The sequence below is a fragment of the Acrocarpospora pleiomorpha genome (assembly GCF_009687885.1).
GTDB lineage: Bacteria > Actinomycetota > Actinomycetes > Streptosporangiales > Streptosporangiaceae > Acrocarpospora > Acrocarpospora pleiomorpha.
Genome location: NZ_BLAF01000007.1, coordinates 78582 through 96681, shown reverse-complemented (window position 1 = coordinate 96681; position 18100 = coordinate 78582). Strand labels below are relative to the sequence as shown.

Here is an 18100-nt window from a genome sequence, read left to right as displayed (position 1 = left end):
AGAACCTATTCTGTGCGGATGCGGGAGCCAGGTGGGAACGAGCGTGATGGCGTTGTCCCGGCCGTACGCAACGACGTCAGTGGCACGGTGACCGGATCGGTCATTCAGGCGCACACGATTCACGGCGGGGTGCTGAATCAGCATGTCACGGCGGACGCGGGCCCGCGTTATCGACTGGAGCCGATGTCGCCGCCGCGCCGGCCGGTGAATGAATTGTCGCTGAGCCAGTTGCTGGCGACGCGGAACGGCGTGGTGGATTTCGCCGGCCGCGACGAGGAACAGGCCCGGTTGCGGCGATGGCGTGACGACGACGCCGGGCTCGCCGCGCTGCTGGTGCACGGCCCGGGCGGGCAGGGCAAGACGCGGCTGGCGGCGCGGTTCGCCGCGGAGAGCCGGCGGGCGGGCTGGGGGGTGACGGCGGTCCGGCACGTCGGCGAGGTACGCCGAGGCGGGACCGAGTCCTGGGAAGCGGGGACGGCGGGCGTGCTCGGGGTGGTGGACTACGCCGAGCGCTGGCCGCTGGAGGATCTGCTGGGCCTGGCCGCCGATCTGTCGCCGCGGACCGGTGTGCGACTGCTCCTGGTGGCCCGGTCTTCGCCTTGGTGGGCGGGAACCCGGCATGACTTCGCCAACCTGGGATTCGAGGTCGACCAGCTGCGGCTGGGCTCGCTGGCCGCCACGGCGCTGGAACGGCAGGCGCTGTTCGACCAGGCGCGGGACCGGTTCGCCGAGGTCCTGGGCGTGCGCGACCCGCAGCGCGTCCACGGCCCGGCCGACCTGGCCGACGAGGCGTTCGGGCTGGTGCTGGCCGTGCACATGGCGGCGCTGGCCGCGGTGGACGCCCACGCCAGAGGAGAACGGGCACCGGACGACCCGGCCGCGTTGTCGGCGTATCTGCTGGATCGCGAACATGCCTACTGGCAGCGTCTGCACGGCGGCGGTCGCGCGCGCACCCGGCCGGAGACGATGGGGCGGACGGTGTTCACCGCGATCCTGACCCGACCGCTGGGATACGAGACGGCCATCTCGATCCTGGACCGCGCCGGTGTGTCGTCATCCGCCGAACCGCCCGCCATCGTGCTGGAGGATCACCGCGTCTGCTACCCGCCGGCCGACGCGGGCACCGTGCTGGAGCCGCTGTATCCGGACCGGCTCGCCGAGGACTTCATCGCCATCCTCACCCCCGGTCACCGTACGGGCGGCTACGAACCGGACGCCTGGGCGGCCACGATGCCGGCACGGCTGCTGACCGACGATCAGCACCCGCCCCCGCCCGGTGTGGTCCAGTCGGCCTTCACCATGCTCACCGAGGCCGCCCGCCGCTGGCCGCACCTGGCGCACCGGCAACTGGCTCCGCTGTTACGAGAACGTCCGCAGCTGGCGCTTGAGGCCGGCGGAGCCGTGCTGGCCGCGCTGGCCGACTTACCGGAGCTCGACCCGGCCGTGCTGGAGGCGATCGACGACGTGCTGCCCGTCCGGCGGGTCGATCTGGATGTCGGTATCGCCGCCCTGGCCACCCGGGTGACCGAGCATCGGCTCGCGACCGAGACCGGCGCGGTGTCCCGGGCCCGGCTGCATGCCGTGCTGGCCGATCGGCTGTCCGCCGCCGGCCGGTATACGGAGGCGCTGGCCGCCGCACGGCAAGCGCTGGAGATCCGCCGCGAGCTGGCGGCGCTCCTCCCGCTCTTCCTCCCGGATCTGGCCAGGTCGGAGGCGAAACTCGGGGCGTGCCTGGGCGATCTGGGCCAGTACGAACAAGCTCTGGTCGCCACCCGGGAGGCGCAACGGATCTACCAGGCGCTGGCCGACGACCAGCCGGAAGTGTTCCAGCCCAACCTTGCCGAGGTGCTTGATCACCACGGTATCTGGCTGTCGAAGCTGTCCCGGCACAACGAGGCGCTGGCCGTCTCCGAGCAGGCCGTGCTCCTTTACCGGGGGCTGTCCCGAACTGAGCAGCAGGCCTATCAGGTCGGCCTGGCCAAGTCACTGCAGAATCTCGCCGTCCAGTTGACGGAGTTGGGCCACCACGACCTGGCCCTGGCCGCCACCCGGGAGTCGATCCACCTGTGGCGCGAGTTGAGGGAATCCCAGCCGCAGGTCCACCAGGCCGAGCTCGCCTTGGCGCTGAGCAACCTCGGGGGCACGCTGCACATGCTGAAGCGCCACGGGGAAGGGCTGGACGCCGCGCTCGAAGCGATCGCCGGATACCGGCTCGTGGCGGAAGCCAACCCGGCGGCCTTCCGGCCCGAGCTCTCCAGAGCGCTGCACAACCTCGGCAACCTGCTGTCGAAGGTCGGCCGGCACGAGCAGGCCCTGGCGGCCATTCAGGAAGCGGTTCAGATCCGGCGCGGGTTGTCCCAGACCCGGCGCCGGGACTTCGCCCTGGAACTGGCCGTCTCGCTCGACTGCCTGGCGGACGAGCTCTCCCTGCTGGGTAGCCACGGCGAGGCGACGGACGCCGCGCAGCAGGCTGTGCTGATCCAGCGCGAGCTCGCCGGCACCGCCCCCGGCCGCGCGCGGCCCGGCCTCGCCGGGGCGCTCATGCGCTTGTCGGCCACCCTGTCCAAGGCGGGCGCGGCCCGCCAGGCGCTGATCGCGGCGCGGGAGGCGGTCGCCCTCTACCGAACCCTGGCCGCCGCCGATCCGGAGGCTTTCCGGACCAAACTCGCCGCGTCGCTCAACTCGCTCGGCAACCGCTTGACCGCCTTGGGCCGATGGGCGGCCGCGCGCCCCGAACTGGAGGAGGCCGTGGAGATCGGGCGGAGGCTGGACGCCGACGCGGAGTTCGTCGGACCGCTGCGCAATCTCGCCGTCTGTCTGAGTGCCTTGGGCGAGATGGAGAAAGCCCTGTCGGCGGCCCAGGAAACGGTACAGATCTACCGGCGTCTCGCCGACGTGGACCCGCACGCCTACCGATCCGAATTCGCCAGGCAGCTGAGCGATCTGGGTGCCTGGCTGGTGCCTTTCGGCCGGTTTGAGGAGGCGCGGACGGCCTCGGAGGAGGCAGTACGCGTCTACCGGGCCCTGGCCCAGGCGGACCCGGCGGCATTCGAGCCTCGTCTGGCCAGAGCGCTGCACAATCTCGGCGCCTGGCTCATCGGCCTGGGACGCTGGCGGCAGGCGCACACCAGCCTCGACGAGGCGGTCCGGCTGCGCCGCGAGCTGGCCCGGGATCATCCGCGGGAGTTCCAGGCCGCCCTTGCCGAGTCACAGGAAGCCCTGGCGTACGTCCAGCACGTCCTGTCACCCGACACGCCTTGATCAACCAGTCGCCCGAGACGAGGATCTCCGCCATCCCAGCTCCCCGGCCCGTACGGCCGCGTTTGCCCGGACGGCACGGAACGGTGTCGCGGCTCTGGGCATGGTGCGATCAACATCGCACGCGCCCCGCGAGGTGTTCCATGCCGTCCGGGCGTTCGGTCAGGTGCCGATGTTCGCCTGCGGGCCCGCGTACGTGCCCACCAGGCTGGGCACCTGGCTGGCCGGGTCGAGGGTGTAGGAGTAGAACGAGCTCGGCGTGAAGGCCGAGCCGCCCGTCTCCTGCTGCCCGGAGCAGCTGGAGCAGATGCTGCCCGACTGGCGGAGCTGGGCGGCGTCGTCGCGGTAGTAGGGGTCCTTCACGTTCTGGAAGTAGCTGTTCTCCAGGACCATCTTCGTGGCGCCCCGGGCGTAGTTGCCGTAGCCGGTGATGTTCTGCAGGTAGTTGTTGTAGAGGTGCGCGTAGGCCACGTTGTCGGTCGACGGGTTGCGGGAGACGTTGTCACGCAGCCAGTTGTGGTGGATGGTCATGCGCGCGGTGACGTTCGAGGTCCAGCCGATGCGGAACGCCTTGCGGCTCTCGGCGATGACGTTCCAGGACACGGTCAGGTCGGTGGTGTCCTCGCGGCTGTCGATCAGGCCGTCGTTCATGCGGGTGATGTGGTTGTGGTCGATCCAGACGTTGCGGGCGCCGTCCATCTGGATGCCGTCGTAGTCGTAGGTGTCGTCGCCCGGGTCGTCCTCGGGCATGAGGGTGTCGCGGATGGTCAGGTTGCGGATGATGACGTTCGAGACGCCGTCCAGGAAGAAGCCGCCGCCGGCGACGGAGCCGTTCCTGCCGACGCCGACGATGGTCTTGTTCGAGGCGACCCGGATCTCGTTGCCCCGGGGTGAGGCGTTGAGGGTGGCGTTGACCCTGATGATGTACGGCTGGCTCGCGGTGGCGTACCGGACAAGGTCGGCGTAGGTCGTCACGGTCACGGTCGTGCCGCCCGCGCCGCCGGTGGTGCCGCCGGCCGCGGCGAAGCCGTCGGGGGTGCTCGGCCAGGTCCGGCCGGGGTCGGTCGGGCCGGAGACCTGGTTGAAGGTCCACTGCATCCGGGCGACGTCGGAGCAGGCCTCCTGGATGATCGGGTTGTTCCCGGCCGTCGAGCCGCCCTGGTTGCTGACGCACTGGCCGGTGGCGACGTTGCGGACCAGGAACTTGCCGGACGCCGCCGACGAGGCGGTGAAGGTCCACTGCTGGTTGGGCTTGGCGCCGTCACCGCAACCCCACTGCTGGAGCTGGGCCGTGGCGGGCGCGTCGAGGCAGCGGGTGCTGTTGCCGTTGACCAGGTTGAACACGCTGCCTCGCGGCACCGCCCTCCACTGGTGGGCGGTGTTGGTCGCGACGCAGGCCACCTGGGTGGCCAGGCCGCCGTTGGCGGTGCCGGCGACGGTGAGGCACTTGCCGCTGGAGGCCGAGGCCAGGGTGTAGACGCCGTTCGCGACGGGGGTGGCCGCCTGGGCGGGCCACGCCGTCAGGCCGATCAGCATGGCCGCCGTCGCGGCCACGGTCAGAAGTCGTTTCATCGTGCCCTCTCAGAAAACGGGGTTCCAGCCGTCGGATCCGGCCAGGTAACGCTGCGGGGTGTAGTTGGCCGCCTGGGAGTCGCTGAGCTGCGGCCGGTTGGAGTTGGTCCCGGCGCCGGAGCCGGTGTTGCGATATTCGAGGAACCGCGCGTTCTGCCAGATGTTGCCTGACATGTCGGTCCACGGCTGCGAGGTGCGGATCGTCGCGCTCAGCGTCGACTCGCGGTAGAGCACCTGCGCGTCGGGCCGCCACGGGCGGCCGAGTTGCGTGGTGTTGTTCGTCGCCCCGGTGATGCGGGACCGGTAGAAGAGGAACCCGTAGGTCTTGGCGGCCGGGGTGCTGGCGGCGGTGATCGGGCCGCCGGTGGTGCGCTTCTCGTAGATGTCGCACGCGTCGAACACGATGGTGCCGCCGCCGAAGATGAAGTCGACGGTGCCCTCCACGTAGGAGTTCTTCACGTACGCCCGCGCCGAGTCGTTGACCAGCAGGGTGTCCTGGTCGCCGAGCACCCGCACGCCGGTCAGGAGGGTGCGGTCGCCGTCCAGGCGCAGGGCCACGGCCTGCGCGCCGCTGGGCACGGAGTTCTCGTCGAGGTCGTTGGAGAAGGTCAGGTTGGTGGCGATGGCGTCCCGGCCGGAGATCTGGGCGGTGAAGCTGCCCGAGGTGCCGTGGGTGTACGCCGAGCGGTTGTTCACGATCAACGTCGCCGACGGTGACGAACCCAGCCCCTGGAGCGTCACGTACGGCTTGTTGAGCGTGACGATCTCCCGGTAGGTGCCGGGCTTGATCGTGATCACCCTGCGGGCGGTGTTGTTCGAGGGCACGGCGTCGATCGCGGCCTGGACGGTCCGGAACTGCCCGGTGCCGTCGGCCGCCACGACCGCCGACCCGGCCGTGACCTGGTTGAAGGTCCACTGCATCCGGGCGACGTCGGAGCACGCCTCCTGGATGATCGGGTTGTTCCCCGCGGTCGAGCCGCCCTGGTTGCTGACGCACAGGCCGGTGGCGACGTTGCGGACGAGGAACTTGCCGGAGGCGGCGGTGGACGCGGTGAAGGTCCAGTGCTGGTTGGGCTTGGCGCCGTCACCGCAGCCCCACTGCTGGAGCTGGGGTGTGGCGGGGGCGTCCATGCAGCGGGTGCTGGCGCCGTTGACCAGGTTGAAGGCGGCGCCTTGCGGAACGGCCTTCCACTGGTGGGCGGTGTCGGTGGCGACGCAGGCGACCTGCGTCATCAGGCCGCCGTTGGCGGTGCCGGCGACGGTGGCGCATTTCCCGCTGGAGGCCGAGGCGAGGGTGTAGACGCCGTTCGCGACGGGAGTGGCCGCCTCTGCTGATGTTTGCGTTAACATGACGGACAAGACAAGGACCGCGAGCATTGACGCTCCGATCCCGGCCTTGTGACGAAGGGGCATTGCGCCCTCCTTGGATGTGGGAGCGTTCACAGACGGGCGCACCGTAAGATCCCTGCTCGCAGTTTGTCAATCGGCCAAACTAATAACAGGAATCCAGCAGGTAGAACGCATGAAAGTAAACGCTTCCCGTTCAAGGAGGGGAATCAGCCGAACGGAACGCGGCGTTCAACTTGTCAGCTGGACCGGGAGTGCCGATGTCGGGCCGGCTGAGAATTGGTATGGGTGTCACATACGGCTATCGGATACTCTCCCGGCCATGGGGCAAGAGGAAACCTCCAAGCTTGCGGCCGTCGAGGAGACTGTGCGCCATTTGCGCCCTCTGCTGGAGGACGTCTGGAGGGCCCTCGATACTCCGGACACCATCGGAGGGCGCTGGGAGGAGCTCCGGCTCGGGTCGCCGGCCAGCTCGGTGTTCGTCTGCGTCGACGCCATGGGCAACGTGCTGCATGCGCGGTATGGCGGAGGGTCCCTTTCGATCGTCTATCTGCCCGGCTGGTTCTTCGAGGTGGCGAGCAGCGCCCTTGGCCGGCTTCCGGAGCTGTCGACGACGACCGTGGTGGACGTCAAAACGGCACAGCCGCTCTCCTTCGACCTGACCGTGGTGAACAAGGTCCGCGGCGCGACCGAGACCGTCAAGGTCCGGGCGGGCGGCCGCGGTGAGACCGGCTGGAGCTTCGGCGACGCGGCCGAGGCGAAAACGATCGAATACGAACTCCTGCCCTTCGGCTACGCCTTCACGCCCGCCCGCGGCTTCTGCGTCACGGAGTCGCCTCCGGACGGCGATCAAACACTGGACCCGGCCGCGCTCTATCACTGGAGCGCGATGCGGCTCCGGATCGCCGCCGCGCCCGGCGTCGGTTTCACGCAGGAGCCGCTCCTCGGCGAGGCCGCGCTGAGCGCGGCGCGCGCGGCCTACGTCGCCGGTGAAGCGGAGGTCACCTGCGATCAGGCGCTCATCTTCGAGTTCGAGCGCCACCGCCATCCGATGACGCTGCCGCCGCTTGGCGCGCCGCTCCGCCCGACGCCGCTGGCGGAGCCCGACATCGTGGCGAGCGCCGTGGCGATGCGTCACGCCTTCGGCGAGCAGAACGAGGTGCCCAAGCCCTTGGCCGTGCAGCAGACGCGCCCGGACGGCGTCGACCTGCTGCTGATGAAGCCGGATCTCCGCCGGCCACCCAAGGGACGCCCGTGGGGCTGGCAGCCGGACTGGATGGTCAAGGCGGCGTACGCCCTCGACGACTTCGTCTTCTCGCTGGTGATAAGCGTTCTCGACACCTATGTCGAATGGCTCGGCGGGCTGCCGGAGACGGCGCCGGCGCTGATCCGCGTCCGGGTCGATCCGGCGAGCGCGGCGGACCGCTTCGCCTACCGGCTCGACTACCTGGACCCGGACGGCAATCCCGTTGCCGAGCCGCCCGCGAGGGCCGTGCCCGGCGGGCCGAGTTTCCGGCTGACGGTCGTCCGCACCGAGCAGGTGCGCGTCTTCCTGGACGACGCCATCGGCGCCGCCGGCGTGTCCGATCTGGAGGGCATCGTCGAGTACCGCGAGACGGTCGCGGATTTCGACGACGTGCCACTGGCGATCACGGCGGACGAGCAGGTCGACGTCGCGGACCTGCGGTCGCGACCGGCGACCATCCAGGAGATCCTGCAGATCGTCCTCGCGATCGGTGAGTTCATCCCGCACCCGGCCATCCAGGCCATGTACGACCTGCGCGACCTGGGCAGCGTCGGCGCCTATGTGCTGACCGGGAAGGACCTGTACGGCGAGCCCATGAGCGGTCTGGAGGCCGCCCTCACCCTCGGCGGCGTTCTCGTCCCCGAGGTCGCGGAACGCGCGGGCAGGTCCCTGCTGGCCTCGGGCCGCCGGGTCCTGACCGTCGGCGACAATCCGACGCCTCGCCTGCGCGACGCGGCGGAGGCGGCCGAGTCCGCGGACGCGGCCCTGGCGAAGGCGACGGCCGAGCGCGCCGAAGCGAGTTCACCGTGAGCCCGCCGAGGGATGTCCGAACGCGCCTGGGTGATCTCCTCGCGAACCCGCCGATCCGGTCCATGTCGGAGCAGCTCGCGCTGTTGAACCAGCTCCAGCGCATGACACCGCAGGTCCGGGCGATCTTCGCCGCCGGCCGCGCGCCCCGCTCGTTCGCGCGGGATCCCCGCGAGCTGATCGACCCATCCGGCCTCTGCGTGCGGTCCGGATGGCTGCAGAACGCCTTCGAGGCCGTACGCGAGGACTTTCCGAACATCAGCATCGAGGGCTTCCTGGCCGGCGGAGACTCCCGGTCGCTGCTCTACGCCGTCGTCGACGCGTGACTCGGCCCGGCCTCGGCGACGCTGCTGCGCACCTCGAATCCCGAGGAGTACGTTGACGCGCTCCGGCGGGCGTATATCGATTTCAGGACGACGATGACGCCCTTCGACGGTGGCGTGTCCTACGGCTCGTACCGGTATCACGAGGGCTTCCACGTCGAGTTTCCGGACGATCTCAACGCCAAGCTCAACGTCATGCCCATGAACGCGCCGGTCGGCCCGGACCTGCACTACCCGCCCTACGGAGACAAGGTGACGAAGCGGGGCCACCGCTCGATCGGCATGGTGATGGCGTCGCGGGTCTGGAACCGGGAGATCCCGCTGACCGCGCGTGGTGTGGAACTGTTCCGGGGTTGCAGGTCAGAAGCTACGACGAGGTGCACGCGTGGGACTACGACCCCGACTTGCTGCTCTCCGAGGTGCAGATCGCGCACATGATTTCGACCGGCAACCCGCCGATCTACAGCTTCAGGTACGAGAAGGGGCCACCTAAGCCGCGCACTGTGGAGCAGGCGCGGTGGGAACTCGCGGCCCGGCTCCAGAACGAGAGGATTCTGGCGGCCGGCGAAGCCGAACTTGAGCAGATCCGGGCCCGGATCGGCAGTGACACGGTCCGGCGGTCCGGAAATTCGCTCGACTTCCGCAGCCGCTATGCCCGTGATCCGTACTACCGGCTGTCGAGGGACGAATTATTCGAGATGGCGCTGGCGCGTCCTAACGCGCTGGATGTGGCATCCCTGGTCTACGAGTGGGAGCATGTCGGGGGGACCCAGCGTTTCATCGAGGACATGGATGAATGGGTCCGGCGGCTGAGCAATCAGTACCGGAGCAATCCCGATGAGTTTCCTCAGGAGTTCTGGGCGAGCCGGCTCGCCATGATCACCGGGGCGTCGGAGCCGAGCAATCTGCATCTGCTGGGGCGATGGGACCATGCGCGGACCGACCTCGAGGCGGGGCGCAACTTCATCAGAGCCCGGCTCGACCGCTACGGAAACCGTGCGATTCCGACGCGCCGCGAGGTGTCCCGCTACACCTATGAGCAGCGCGCGGAGGGGCCCACGGGGTTCACGTTCCCGTCGGGGGAGACTTTGGGGTCGTTCCCCCTTACCGATTTCGACCGGGCCGCCGACGCGGTCGTCGGATTCGACCAGCGGACCCTGGCCGAACTCATGAGCGCGTTGCAGGAGGACGAATGGCAGAACGCGCTCAGGTTGCTTCAGGACGCGGACCGTCGTGAGGAGTGGAACGGGCTCGTGCGAAGGCTCAATCGGCAGGTCGATTACTACGGCATGCCGGCCGCCCTGCGTTTGCCGGAAATCTGAAGGTGAGGATTGATGTCAGAGGGCTCGTTACGTTTCGTCCAGCTGCGCCGTACGAGCGATCCGGACGGCTCGTGCTCGACCGGACCGAAGGCCGTCACGGAAGTCGTCGACTTCGGTGACGACTGGTCGCCGCAGGTGAAGGAGGCGGTGACGGCGGGCGACCGTGAGCAGGCTCTGGCTCTGCACACCGCGCGGGCAGGGGAACGCGACGACCTGCTGGAGGACGTCGGGCGGCTGGCCTTGGCCCTGCTGCTGCGCGCCGCCGTCGACTCGCGCCTCACGGTCGGAAAGCTGCGCGCGGTCATCGCCGAACGCCGGATGGCGCCGGACCAGCTCCGTGGCGCGGTCGCCGCCTTGTCCCGCTGGGCCGTGGACATGATCGTCCTCGGCCGGTTCCTGGGCAGGCCGAGGGGCGCGGCGGCGCTGACCCGCCTCTTACGCGGCATCGCGCTGCTCCGCCTCGCGAGTTCAAAGGCCGAGGACGCCTGCCTGGTCCGCACGCTGATCGAGGGCCGCGAACTGGAGCTGCCGGCGCCGCCGAACTCGGGGTGCCGCCCACTGCCACGCTGCGCGGCCTCCGCAAGGTCCTGGACACCGAACGCGACGTCGCCCGCCGCCGGTCGAGCACGGTCGAGGCCGGAGACTTCGAGGCCACGGTCGAGGCCGAGACGGCCTACATTCCGCCGAGCGTTCCGGTGCTGACGGCCCAGGCGCGGATCGCGGGCCGCGGCGACCTCGTGATCATCCGTACCACGCATCTGCGCTACGAGCCCGGCGAGATCTCGCACATCGAGAATGTACTGGCCAGCGAGGTGCGGGCCCGCACTCACGTCGTCGACACCCGGACCAGCGAGACGATCACCACCTCGACCCAGTCGATCTCCGAGACCACTCAGGAACTGGAGACCACCGAGCGGAACAGCCTCGACCGAGCGCTCCAGACGGCGGCCACGCAGAGCACCTCCATGTCACTGGGCGTCAGCGTCTCCGGCGGCTTCGGCCCGATCCAGGCCGGCGTCGACATCAACGCCGACCGCTCCACCACCACGGAAACGAGCATGAGCTCGGCCGTCTCGTACGCCAAGACCATGACCGAGAGCGCCTCCGAGCTGCTGCGCACCGAAGTCTCCCAGCGCCGCACCATCACCAGCACGACGCGCGTGACGGAGACCAACGAGCACAGGTTCGACAACGCGGGCGGCTCGGCGAACATCGCCGGCGTCTACCGCTGGCTCAACAAGGTCGACCAGGCCCAGCTCTACAACTACGGCGAGCGGCTGATGCTGGAGTTCATCGTCCCCGAGCCGGCCGCGCAGCTGGTCTACCTGGATCAGCAGGACACCGATCAGGGCGCCGTCCCGAAGCCGGCCGGCTGGTTCCTGGAGATCGCGGAGCTGACCGAGAAGAACTACGTCGCCAAGGCCGCGCGCTGGGACGTGCTCGGCGTCGAGCCGCCGCCCGAGGAGGAGGTGTTCGCGACCGCGACCTTCGCCGATCCGGCGGCGCGGCCGTTCGACTACCCCAGGAACACCACCGACAAGTCCCAGCCGGAATGGGGCTACAGCTCCTACGTCGGCGAGGTCGGCGTGCCGAACGGCTATGCGGCCGGCGACGCCTACGTGACCGTCACCTGGGCGTTGGAGAGCGGCGAGTATTCCACGGAGGAAGGCCAATCCACCCAGGCGGTGCAGATCGCGATCGGCGAGAAGCGTGTCACCGTCAGCGACGCGGACGACGGCGAACTCACCGTCTCGCTCGACCATGTGCTTCCCGGGCCGCTGCCCATCGGCCTCAGCGCCGATCAGCGCGGCGGCCTCACGGTGGTGGTGCGGGTGCGCTGCGAGCGTACGCGAGCCGCCTTCGAGGCGTGGCGGTTGCGCACGTACGAGACGATCCGCGCCGGTTATCTGGCGCAGTTGTCCGCCTACGAGAACGACCAGCGACGGCGGCAGGCGCGCGAGGCGTACCGGTCGGATCAGCCTTCCTCGGTCAACCGGCGCGTCGAGCAGCTGGAGTTGAAGCGGGCGTGCCAGACCGTGCTGAGCGGCCAGGATTTCGACCTGTTCGGCGCGCTCACCTTCCCGGCCGGCGACGCCCCGCGCGTCAACCGGATGGAGCTCGCCAAGGAGGCCGACTACATCCAGTTCTTCGAGGACGTCTTCGACTGGGAGAACATGGTGTATCTGTTCTACCCGTACCAGTGGGCCGGGCGGGAGCGCTGGGGCACGCTCCGGGCCCGGACCAGCACGGATCCGACCCACGAGGCGTTCCTGCGGGCCGGGGCGGCCCGGGTGATGGTGCCGGTCCGGGCGGGGTACGAGCACGCGGTCGGGGATTACTTCGCCACCTCGGAGGTGCCGAAGCTGTCGCCGAAGGGGTGGCGCGGACGCTCCAACCCCTATCCGCCGATCGAGGAACTGATCGGCGACGCCCTCGACCGGCCGGGAATGGAGACCGCCGTCGACGAGCCCTGGGAGATCGTCACGCCGACCTCGCTGATCTATCTTCAGGCCGACGCCGGACTCAACCCAGCGCCTTGAGGTCGCAGCCGGCCAGGCCGATGTACCGGCTGGCCGGCTGCCTTGACCGAGGGGATCTCAGGGTTGGGTGACGAATCGGAACGACTGCGCGCCGGTGCCGTTGCATGTGTACTGCACCAACTGGACGCTGTTGGCGGTGGACGCGCCGGGTACGTCGACGCACTTGCCGCTGTGCCGGGCCGTGAAGTGGTAGTAACCGCCGCCTTCGGAAACGGCCAGCCATTGCTGGTTGTTGCCGCCGCCGTAGGCCCAGAGGTGCAGCAACGCGTTGTCCGCGCTGGACACCTCGCTCACGTCCACCACCTGGGCGGGGTTGTTGCGGTTGTTGATCCGCACGTAGCCGCCGCTGGTGGGCTGGAGCTGGAACTGTTGCGCGTAGGAGTTGTTGCAGGTGTACTGCTGGATCGCCGTCCCGTTGGCGGTGCCGGAGGAGCGGGCGTCAAGGCACTTGCCGCTGGTCTTGTTGACCAGGCTGACCCACGAGGCCGGGGGATTGGGGTCGCCGGCGCCGAACGGGCTCAGGATGATGCCGGCCGAGCGCGGGTCGCCGTCGTGCACCAGCGATTCGAAGGCGCCGACGTCGTCGAAGGCGAAGGCGTAGGCCTTCTTGTCGACCATGTTCGCGTGAATGATCTTCGCGTACTGGTTGGTCGGGTTGTTGAGATAGAACTGGGACGCGTCCAGGCTGGGCTGCGTGTCGATGGTGCCGAGGGTGCCGCGGTTCAGGGCGGCGCACAGCGTGCGGGCGATCGGCCCGACGACCTGGTCGTTGGGCGCGTGCAGGTTGCCGTCGCAGCCCCAGACATGGGCGCTGGTCGGCTTGTTGAACGACGCGACCTGCTGTCCGGCGGAGTTGGTGAAGTTCATGACGTTGCCGCTGGTCCGGCCGAAGTACCTGATGGCGGGCTGGTCGGTGAACGGCACCACCGTCAGTGTCCTGCCGGTGTAGGCGTTCCACGCCGACGTGATGTAGCCGTCCAGGTAGGTGGGGCTGAACAGGCCGGCGTCGGCCGCCTTGCCCGGCGCGAGGACGCGCAGCACGGTGCCGTCGGAACGGGTGTAGGCGGTGTTCGCCCATCCTGCCTGCGCCCGGATCGAGTTGATCGTGGTTTGGCGCCCGTTGGAGACGACGTCGCCGGTGCGCTTGGTGGCGCCGGTGGCGCCGGTCACGGTGACGGCGTGCGGGACGGCGAACATGTCGACCTGGGAGCTGTTGAGCCAGAGCCCGGAGTCGTTGTAGGTGAACTCGCTCCAGTCGAACAGGATGTTCCGGTTCGCGTCGCCGCTCGCCCACGGCGCGGGTTGCACGAGTCCGTCAGGGGTCAGGAAGAACTTGAGCTTCTCGCCGAAGGAGAAGTACGCCCGGCCGGAAAAGCCACGCGGGAACCGGATGGTCGTGCTGGCACCGTTTCCGGGTCCGGCGATGGACGCGTCCGGGGCCGGTGACGGCGGAATCTGGCCGCCGGTCCAGGGAACGAAGGTGCCGGCCGCGTTGACGTAGCCGAGCCGGCCGGTGCTGAGGTTGACGCCGATCACGTACAGATAGACCGCGTCGGCGCGGCCCGTGCTGTTGGTGACGGTCACGGGCAGGAGAGCGGGTCCGATCGCCTGGGCGGGCGAGGCGGCGGCGAGCGCGATCGGGATGGCCATGGCGATCGCGGCCAGGGTGCCTAAGACCCTTCGCTTGGTAGGCATTTGCGAAGTCCTCACATTCGTCGAGTGAGGTGGCTCAGGTAAGAGGAGCGGGACGGGTTACCTCGCCGGGATAAGGTTCACGAGCACTCGTCTTGGAAGAGCCTCCAGCGTAGAGAGCGCTCTCGCAGAGTAGGCCGGGCTCCATCGCTCGTCAATGGGCGGAGGGCGACGTCGCGGCCCGCAGCCGAGGGCGTGCGGCGCCGGGGCGGCTTCGGCGCCGTGTCACCGGACCGCCTTGACGTGCACGGGAGGGATTAACCTCCGGGCAATCAGTGAGAAACATTGACGAGAAGTATTCCGGGCACTAGTTTCCGCGCTGAGAGAGCGCTCTCATCGCGGTGGAGAGAGCCCGTCCCGCAGGACGCTTTCTCCGGTGCGTCCCCGATTCCACCGCGAAACCCACACATCACCCGCTGTAGTCCTCGATCCCGTCCGCACCCCGACTCCCCGCACCCCCTGGTCGTCACCCCACGGAGGAAAAATGGACCAGCCCATTGGGGCTCAGTTACCCGGCACCTCACCGCCCAGCGCCCGCCCGCCGGCTCGCCGTACCGTGTCGCGGTCGGTCGTGGTCAGCGTGGTGCTGGCGATGATCGCCGCGATGCTCGCCTTCGTGGTCAGCACGCCTGCCGCCCAGGCGGGCACGGTCGGCGCCGGGTCGTACACCGAGACGCTGCCGGCCGGCCGTGCGCTGCCGTCCGGCTGCGGATCACTGTCGACCAACCCGCGCGCCTACGTCACGGCGAACGCCCCGGCCGGCGCGGTCCCCACCAACGACTGGTGGTCGTCGCTGCTGTTCAAGCGGTTCGACTGCGCCTACAGCGAGCCGCTGCACGCGCACCCGATCTCGTACGACACGTTCCCCGGCGGCCTCGGCTTCTCCTACAACACCGTCGCCGCGATCAGCGGCACCGCGACCGGCGTCGGCGAGTACCACTACCCGTACGTGCAGGACATCCTGGTCGGCGTGACCGGGCTGAACTCGCCGGACGCCAAGGTGGACGGCTGGACGGACTGGACGGTCACCCCGTACTGGAGTGACGGCACGCGGACGCTGAAGGCCACCATCGGGCACGGCCTGCCGTTCGCCTACTTCCAGAAGACCGGCGGCAACGCGCAGATCACCACCAGCGCTACCCCGACCGTGTGGTCCAACAGCGGCGCGACCATCGGGTTCACCGTCAACGGCAAGGACTACCTCGGCTTCGCCCCCAGCGGCTCGACCTGGACGGTCAGCGGGACCAGCATCTCCTCGACGCTGAACGGGCAGAACTACTTCTCGGTCGCGGTGCTGCCGACGTCGCCGTCGACCCCGGCGGCCACTCGCACCAGCCTGGCGAACACCTACGCGCAGTACGCCCACGCGCACGTCACCGGCACCCGGGTGTCGTACTCCTACAACCCGAGCAACTCGAACGTCAGCACCACCTACACCTTCACCACCACGGCTCGGGAAGGCAGCGCGAGCGGCACCGTCATCGCGCTCTACCCGCACCAGTGGAACTACCTGACCGGCTCGACGCCGCTGGCGCAGACCTACATCTCGGCGCGCGGCCAGATGAAGGTGGTCACCGGCACCTCGTTCAGCACCACGATGAAGTTCCAGGGTGTGCTGCCCGAGATCCCGGCGGTCGGCGACAACGCCGGTGGCGACCTGACCACCGTCACCAACTACCTGAACGCGGAGCTCGGCGACCCCACAGCGGGCCTCGGCGACGACACCTACTGGACCGGCAAGGGCCTGGGCCGGGCGGCGCGCATCGCGGAGATCGCCGACCAGCTCAACCTGACCGCTGTCCAGGACTCGGCGCTCAACAGCATCCGGACCAGGCTCAACGACTGGTTCACCGCCAGCTCGGGAAAGACCAGCCGGGTCTTCTACTACAACTCGGCCTGGGGCACCCTGCTCGGCTACCCGGCCTCGTACGGCTCGGACGCCGAGCTCAACGACCACCACTTCCACTACGGCTACTACATCGCGGCCGCGGCGACGCTGGCGAAGTTCGACCCGACCTGGGCGACCAGCGGCCAGTACGGCGGCATGGTCGACCTGCTGATCCGGGACGCCAACAACTACGACCGCGGCGACGCCCGCTTCCCGTACCTGCGTGACTTCGACATCTACGCGGGCCACGACTGGGCCTCCGGGCACGGCGCGTTCGGCTCCGGCAACAACCAGGAGTCCTCCTCGGAGGGGATGAACTTCGCCAACGCCCTGATCCAGTGGGGTCAGGCGACCGGCAACACCGCCGTCCGCGACGCCGGCGTGTTCATCTACGCCACCCAGACCGCGGCGATCCAGGAGTACTGGTTCGACGTGCGCAACGAGAACTTCCCGTCCACCTTCGGGCACTCCACGGTCGGCATGGTCTGGGGCTCCGGCGGCGCGTACGCCACCTGGTTCAGCGCCGAGCCCGAGATGATCCAGGGCATCAACATGCTGCCGATCACCGGTGGCCACTTCTACCTCGGCGAGTACCCGGCCTACGTGCTGACCAACTACAACGAGCTGGTCACCAACAACGGCGGCCCACCGACGGTCTGGCAGGACATCCTCCAGGAGTTCCGGGCACTCGCGGACGGACCGGCTGCTCTGGCGGCCTTCCAGGCCAACCCGAGCTTCACCTCCGAGGAGGGCGAGAGCAAGGCGCACACCTTCCACTGGCTGCGCAACCTGGCCTCGCTGGGCACGGTGGACACCACGGTCACCGCGAACCACCCGCTGGCGAAGGTCTTCGTCAAGAACGGGGTACGGACCTACGTCGCCTCCAACATCACCAACAGCTCGCTGACGGTGACCTTCTCCAACGGCACGACGCTGACCGCGCCGGCCGGCAAGACCGTCACCTCGGGCCTGTTCACCTGGAGCGGCGGCAACGCCACCGGGGGCGGCACGCCGTCGCCCAACCCGTCCCCGTCCACGAGCCCGTCCCCGAGTCCGTCGCCCAGCCCGTCGCCCAGCCCGTCCCCGAGCCCGTCGCCCTCGCCGTGCACACCGGCCTCCCTGCTCTCGCAGGGCCGACCGGCCACCTCGTCGAGCACCGAGAGCGGCTACCCGGCCAACCTGGCGTTCGACGGTGACGGGGCCACCCGCTGGTCGAGCGCGTTCAGCGATCCGCAGTGGGTCCAGGTAGACCTCGGCTCGGTGCAGAACATCTCGTCGGTGCAACTGACCTGGGAGGCCGCTTACGGGCGGTCGTACCAGATCCAGACCTCCACCAACGGGACGACCTGGACCGACATCTATTCCACCACCACCGGTGACGGTGGCACGGACAACCTGACGGTGTCCGGGTCGGGCCGCTACGTGCGGCTCTACGGTACGGCGCGGGGCACCGCATGGGGCTACTCGCTGTGGGAGTTCAAGGTCTACGGCGGTGGCGTCTGCCCAAGCCCGTCGCCCTCACCGCCCGCTCAGTTCTCCGCCAACCGGTACCCGCAGTCGAACGGCTCCCTGCCGGGGACGACGGGTGCGGCCGGCACCGTCACGCTGGCCGCGGCCGCTGGAAACCACGACGGTGTCCCGACCAACGCCGCCGTCTACAACGCGACCGGGCTGACCGGCACGTTCAGCGGCGCGGCCACCACGTTCGACGTCTTCGTGGACGCTGGGACCAATGTCGGCAACGCCACGCAGGTCAGGGTCTCCTACGACCTGACCGGAAACGGCAGCTGGGACCGGGTGGAGACGTACACGTACTTCGCCACCGACCCGGTGATCGGCTATGAGCACTACACCCAGGCGTCCGGGGTGAAGACGGCCACCGGCGCGCTCGGCAACCTGGCCAATGGCTCGGTGCGGGTCGAGATCTGGAGCGCCATCGGCTCCACCACGACCACCGTCGGGATCGGCAACCAGAGCGTCATCCGGCTGCCCTTCGCGTAGCCGACGATGGCGGCGGGCCACACGAGCGGCCCGCCGCCATCACCATTGCGGTCATCATGCCTTCTCTCGGGTCGTGGGAGAGCGATCAGTGGTGGTGCGGGCGG

Annotated in this window: 9 protein-coding genes; 6 read left to right on the top strand and 3 right to left on the bottom strand. The window is 69.2% G+C overall.

The genetic code is table 11. The features are described from left to right. The first annotated feature begins 18 nt into the window (after positions 1-18). The gene (locus tag Aple_RS06235) at positions 19-3261 is read left to right on the top strand and encodes a tetratricopeptide repeat protein (RefSeq protein ID WP_155343513.1); all 3243 of its coding nucleotides are present in this window, start codon (positions 19-21) and stop codon (positions 3259-3261) included. 159 nt (positions 3262-3420) lie between these two features. Here the strand turns inward: Aple_RS06235 and Aple_RS06230 are convergent, their stop codons facing one another. Both Aple_RS06230 and Aple_RS06225 read right to left on the bottom strand, forming a co-directional pair. After that, on the bottom strand, positions 3421-4830 hold the full coding sequence (locus Aple_RS06230) for a pectate lyase family protein (protein WP_155343512.1): 1410 nt from the start codon (positions 4828-4830) through the stop codon (positions 3421-3423). 9 nt (positions 4831-4839) lie between these two features. Continuing rightward, positions 4840-6180 (bottom strand): pectinesterase family protein, encoded by a 1341-nt coding sequence (locus Aple_RS06225; protein WP_218038140.1) that lies wholly within the window; start codon positions 6178-6180, stop codon positions 4840-4842. Between the two features lie 319 nt (positions 6181-6499). Here Aple_RS06225 and Aple_RS06220 point away from each other — a divergent pair, with 319 nt between their 5' ends. The 4 genes from Aple_RS06220 (at position 6500) to Aple_RS06200 (ending at position 12415) form a co-directional block, all read left to right on the top strand. Continuing rightward, positions 6500-8233 carry a hypothetical protein gene (locus tag Aple_RS06220; protein WP_155343510.1) on the top strand — a complete coding sequence of 578 codons (1734 nt, stop codon included), beginning with the start codon at positions 6500-6502 and terminating at the stop codon, positions 8231-8233. Positions 8234-8295: 62 nt separating this feature from the next. Next, positions 8296-8556 (top strand): hypothetical protein, encoded by a 261-nt coding sequence (locus tag Aple_RS06215; RefSeq protein ID WP_155343509.1) that lies wholly within the window; start codon positions 8296-8298, stop codon positions 8554-8556. A 350-nt stretch (positions 8557-8906) separates the two neighbouring features. Next, positions 8907-9875 (top strand): hypothetical protein, encoded by a 969-nt coding sequence (locus Aple_RS06210; RefSeq protein WP_155343508.1) that lies wholly within the window; start codon positions 8907-8909, stop codon positions 9873-9875. Positions 9876-10423: 548 nt separating this feature from the next. Further along, complete coding sequence (locus Aple_RS06200) at positions 10424-12415, top strand: hypothetical protein (protein ID WP_170321308.1); 1992 nt, start codon at positions 10424-10426, stop codon at positions 12413-12415. 57 nt (positions 12416-12472) lie between these two features. On the opposite strand, the gene Aple_RS06195 is transcribed toward Aple_RS06200, so the two are convergent. Further along, entirely contained in the window at positions 12473-14110 is a 1638-nt protein-coding gene (locus Aple_RS06195) for a beta-1,3-glucanase family protein (protein ID WP_155343505.1), read from the bottom strand. A gap of 481 nt (positions 14111-14591) precedes the next feature. Here Aple_RS06195 and Aple_RS06190 point away from each other — a divergent pair, with 481 nt between their 5' ends. After that, a complete protein-coding gene (locus Aple_RS06190) occupies positions 14592-17996 on the top strand; it encodes a glycosyl hydrolase (protein ID WP_155343504.1) in 3405 nt (1134 codons plus the stop codon). The last annotated feature ends 104 nt before the right edge of the window (positions 17997-18100 follow it).

What these genes read in the sequence shown, in the direction of transcription:
- Aple_RS06235 (WP_155343513.1), top strand. Translation starts at nt 19, where the DNA reads ATGCGGGAGCCAGGTGGGAACGAGCGTGATGGCGTTGTCCCGGCCGTA.
- Aple_RS06190 (WP_155343504.1), top strand. Translation starts at nt 14,592, where the DNA reads ATGGACCAGCCCATTGGGGCTCAGTTACCCGGCACCTCACCGCCCAGC.
- Aple_RS06225 (WP_218038140.1), bottom strand. Translation starts at nt 6,180, where the DNA reads ATGTTAACGCAAACATCAGCAGAGGCGGCCACTCCCGTCGCGAACGGC.
- Aple_RS06220 (WP_155343510.1), top strand. Translation starts at nt 6,500, where the DNA reads ATGGGGCAAGAGGAAACCTCCAAGCTTGCGGCCGTCGAGGAGACTGTG.
- Aple_RS06230 (WP_155343512.1), bottom strand. Translation starts at nt 4,830, where the DNA reads ATGAAACGACTTCTGACCGTGGCCGCGACGGCGGCCATGCTGATCGGC.
- Aple_RS06195 (WP_155343505.1), bottom strand. Translation starts at nt 14,110, where the DNA reads ATGCCTACCAAGCGAAGGGTCTTAGGCACCCTGGCCGCGATCGCCATG.
- Aple_RS06215 (WP_155343509.1), top strand. Translation starts at nt 8,296, where the DNA reads ATGTCGGAGCAGCTCGCGCTGTTGAACCAGCTCCAGCGCATGACACCG.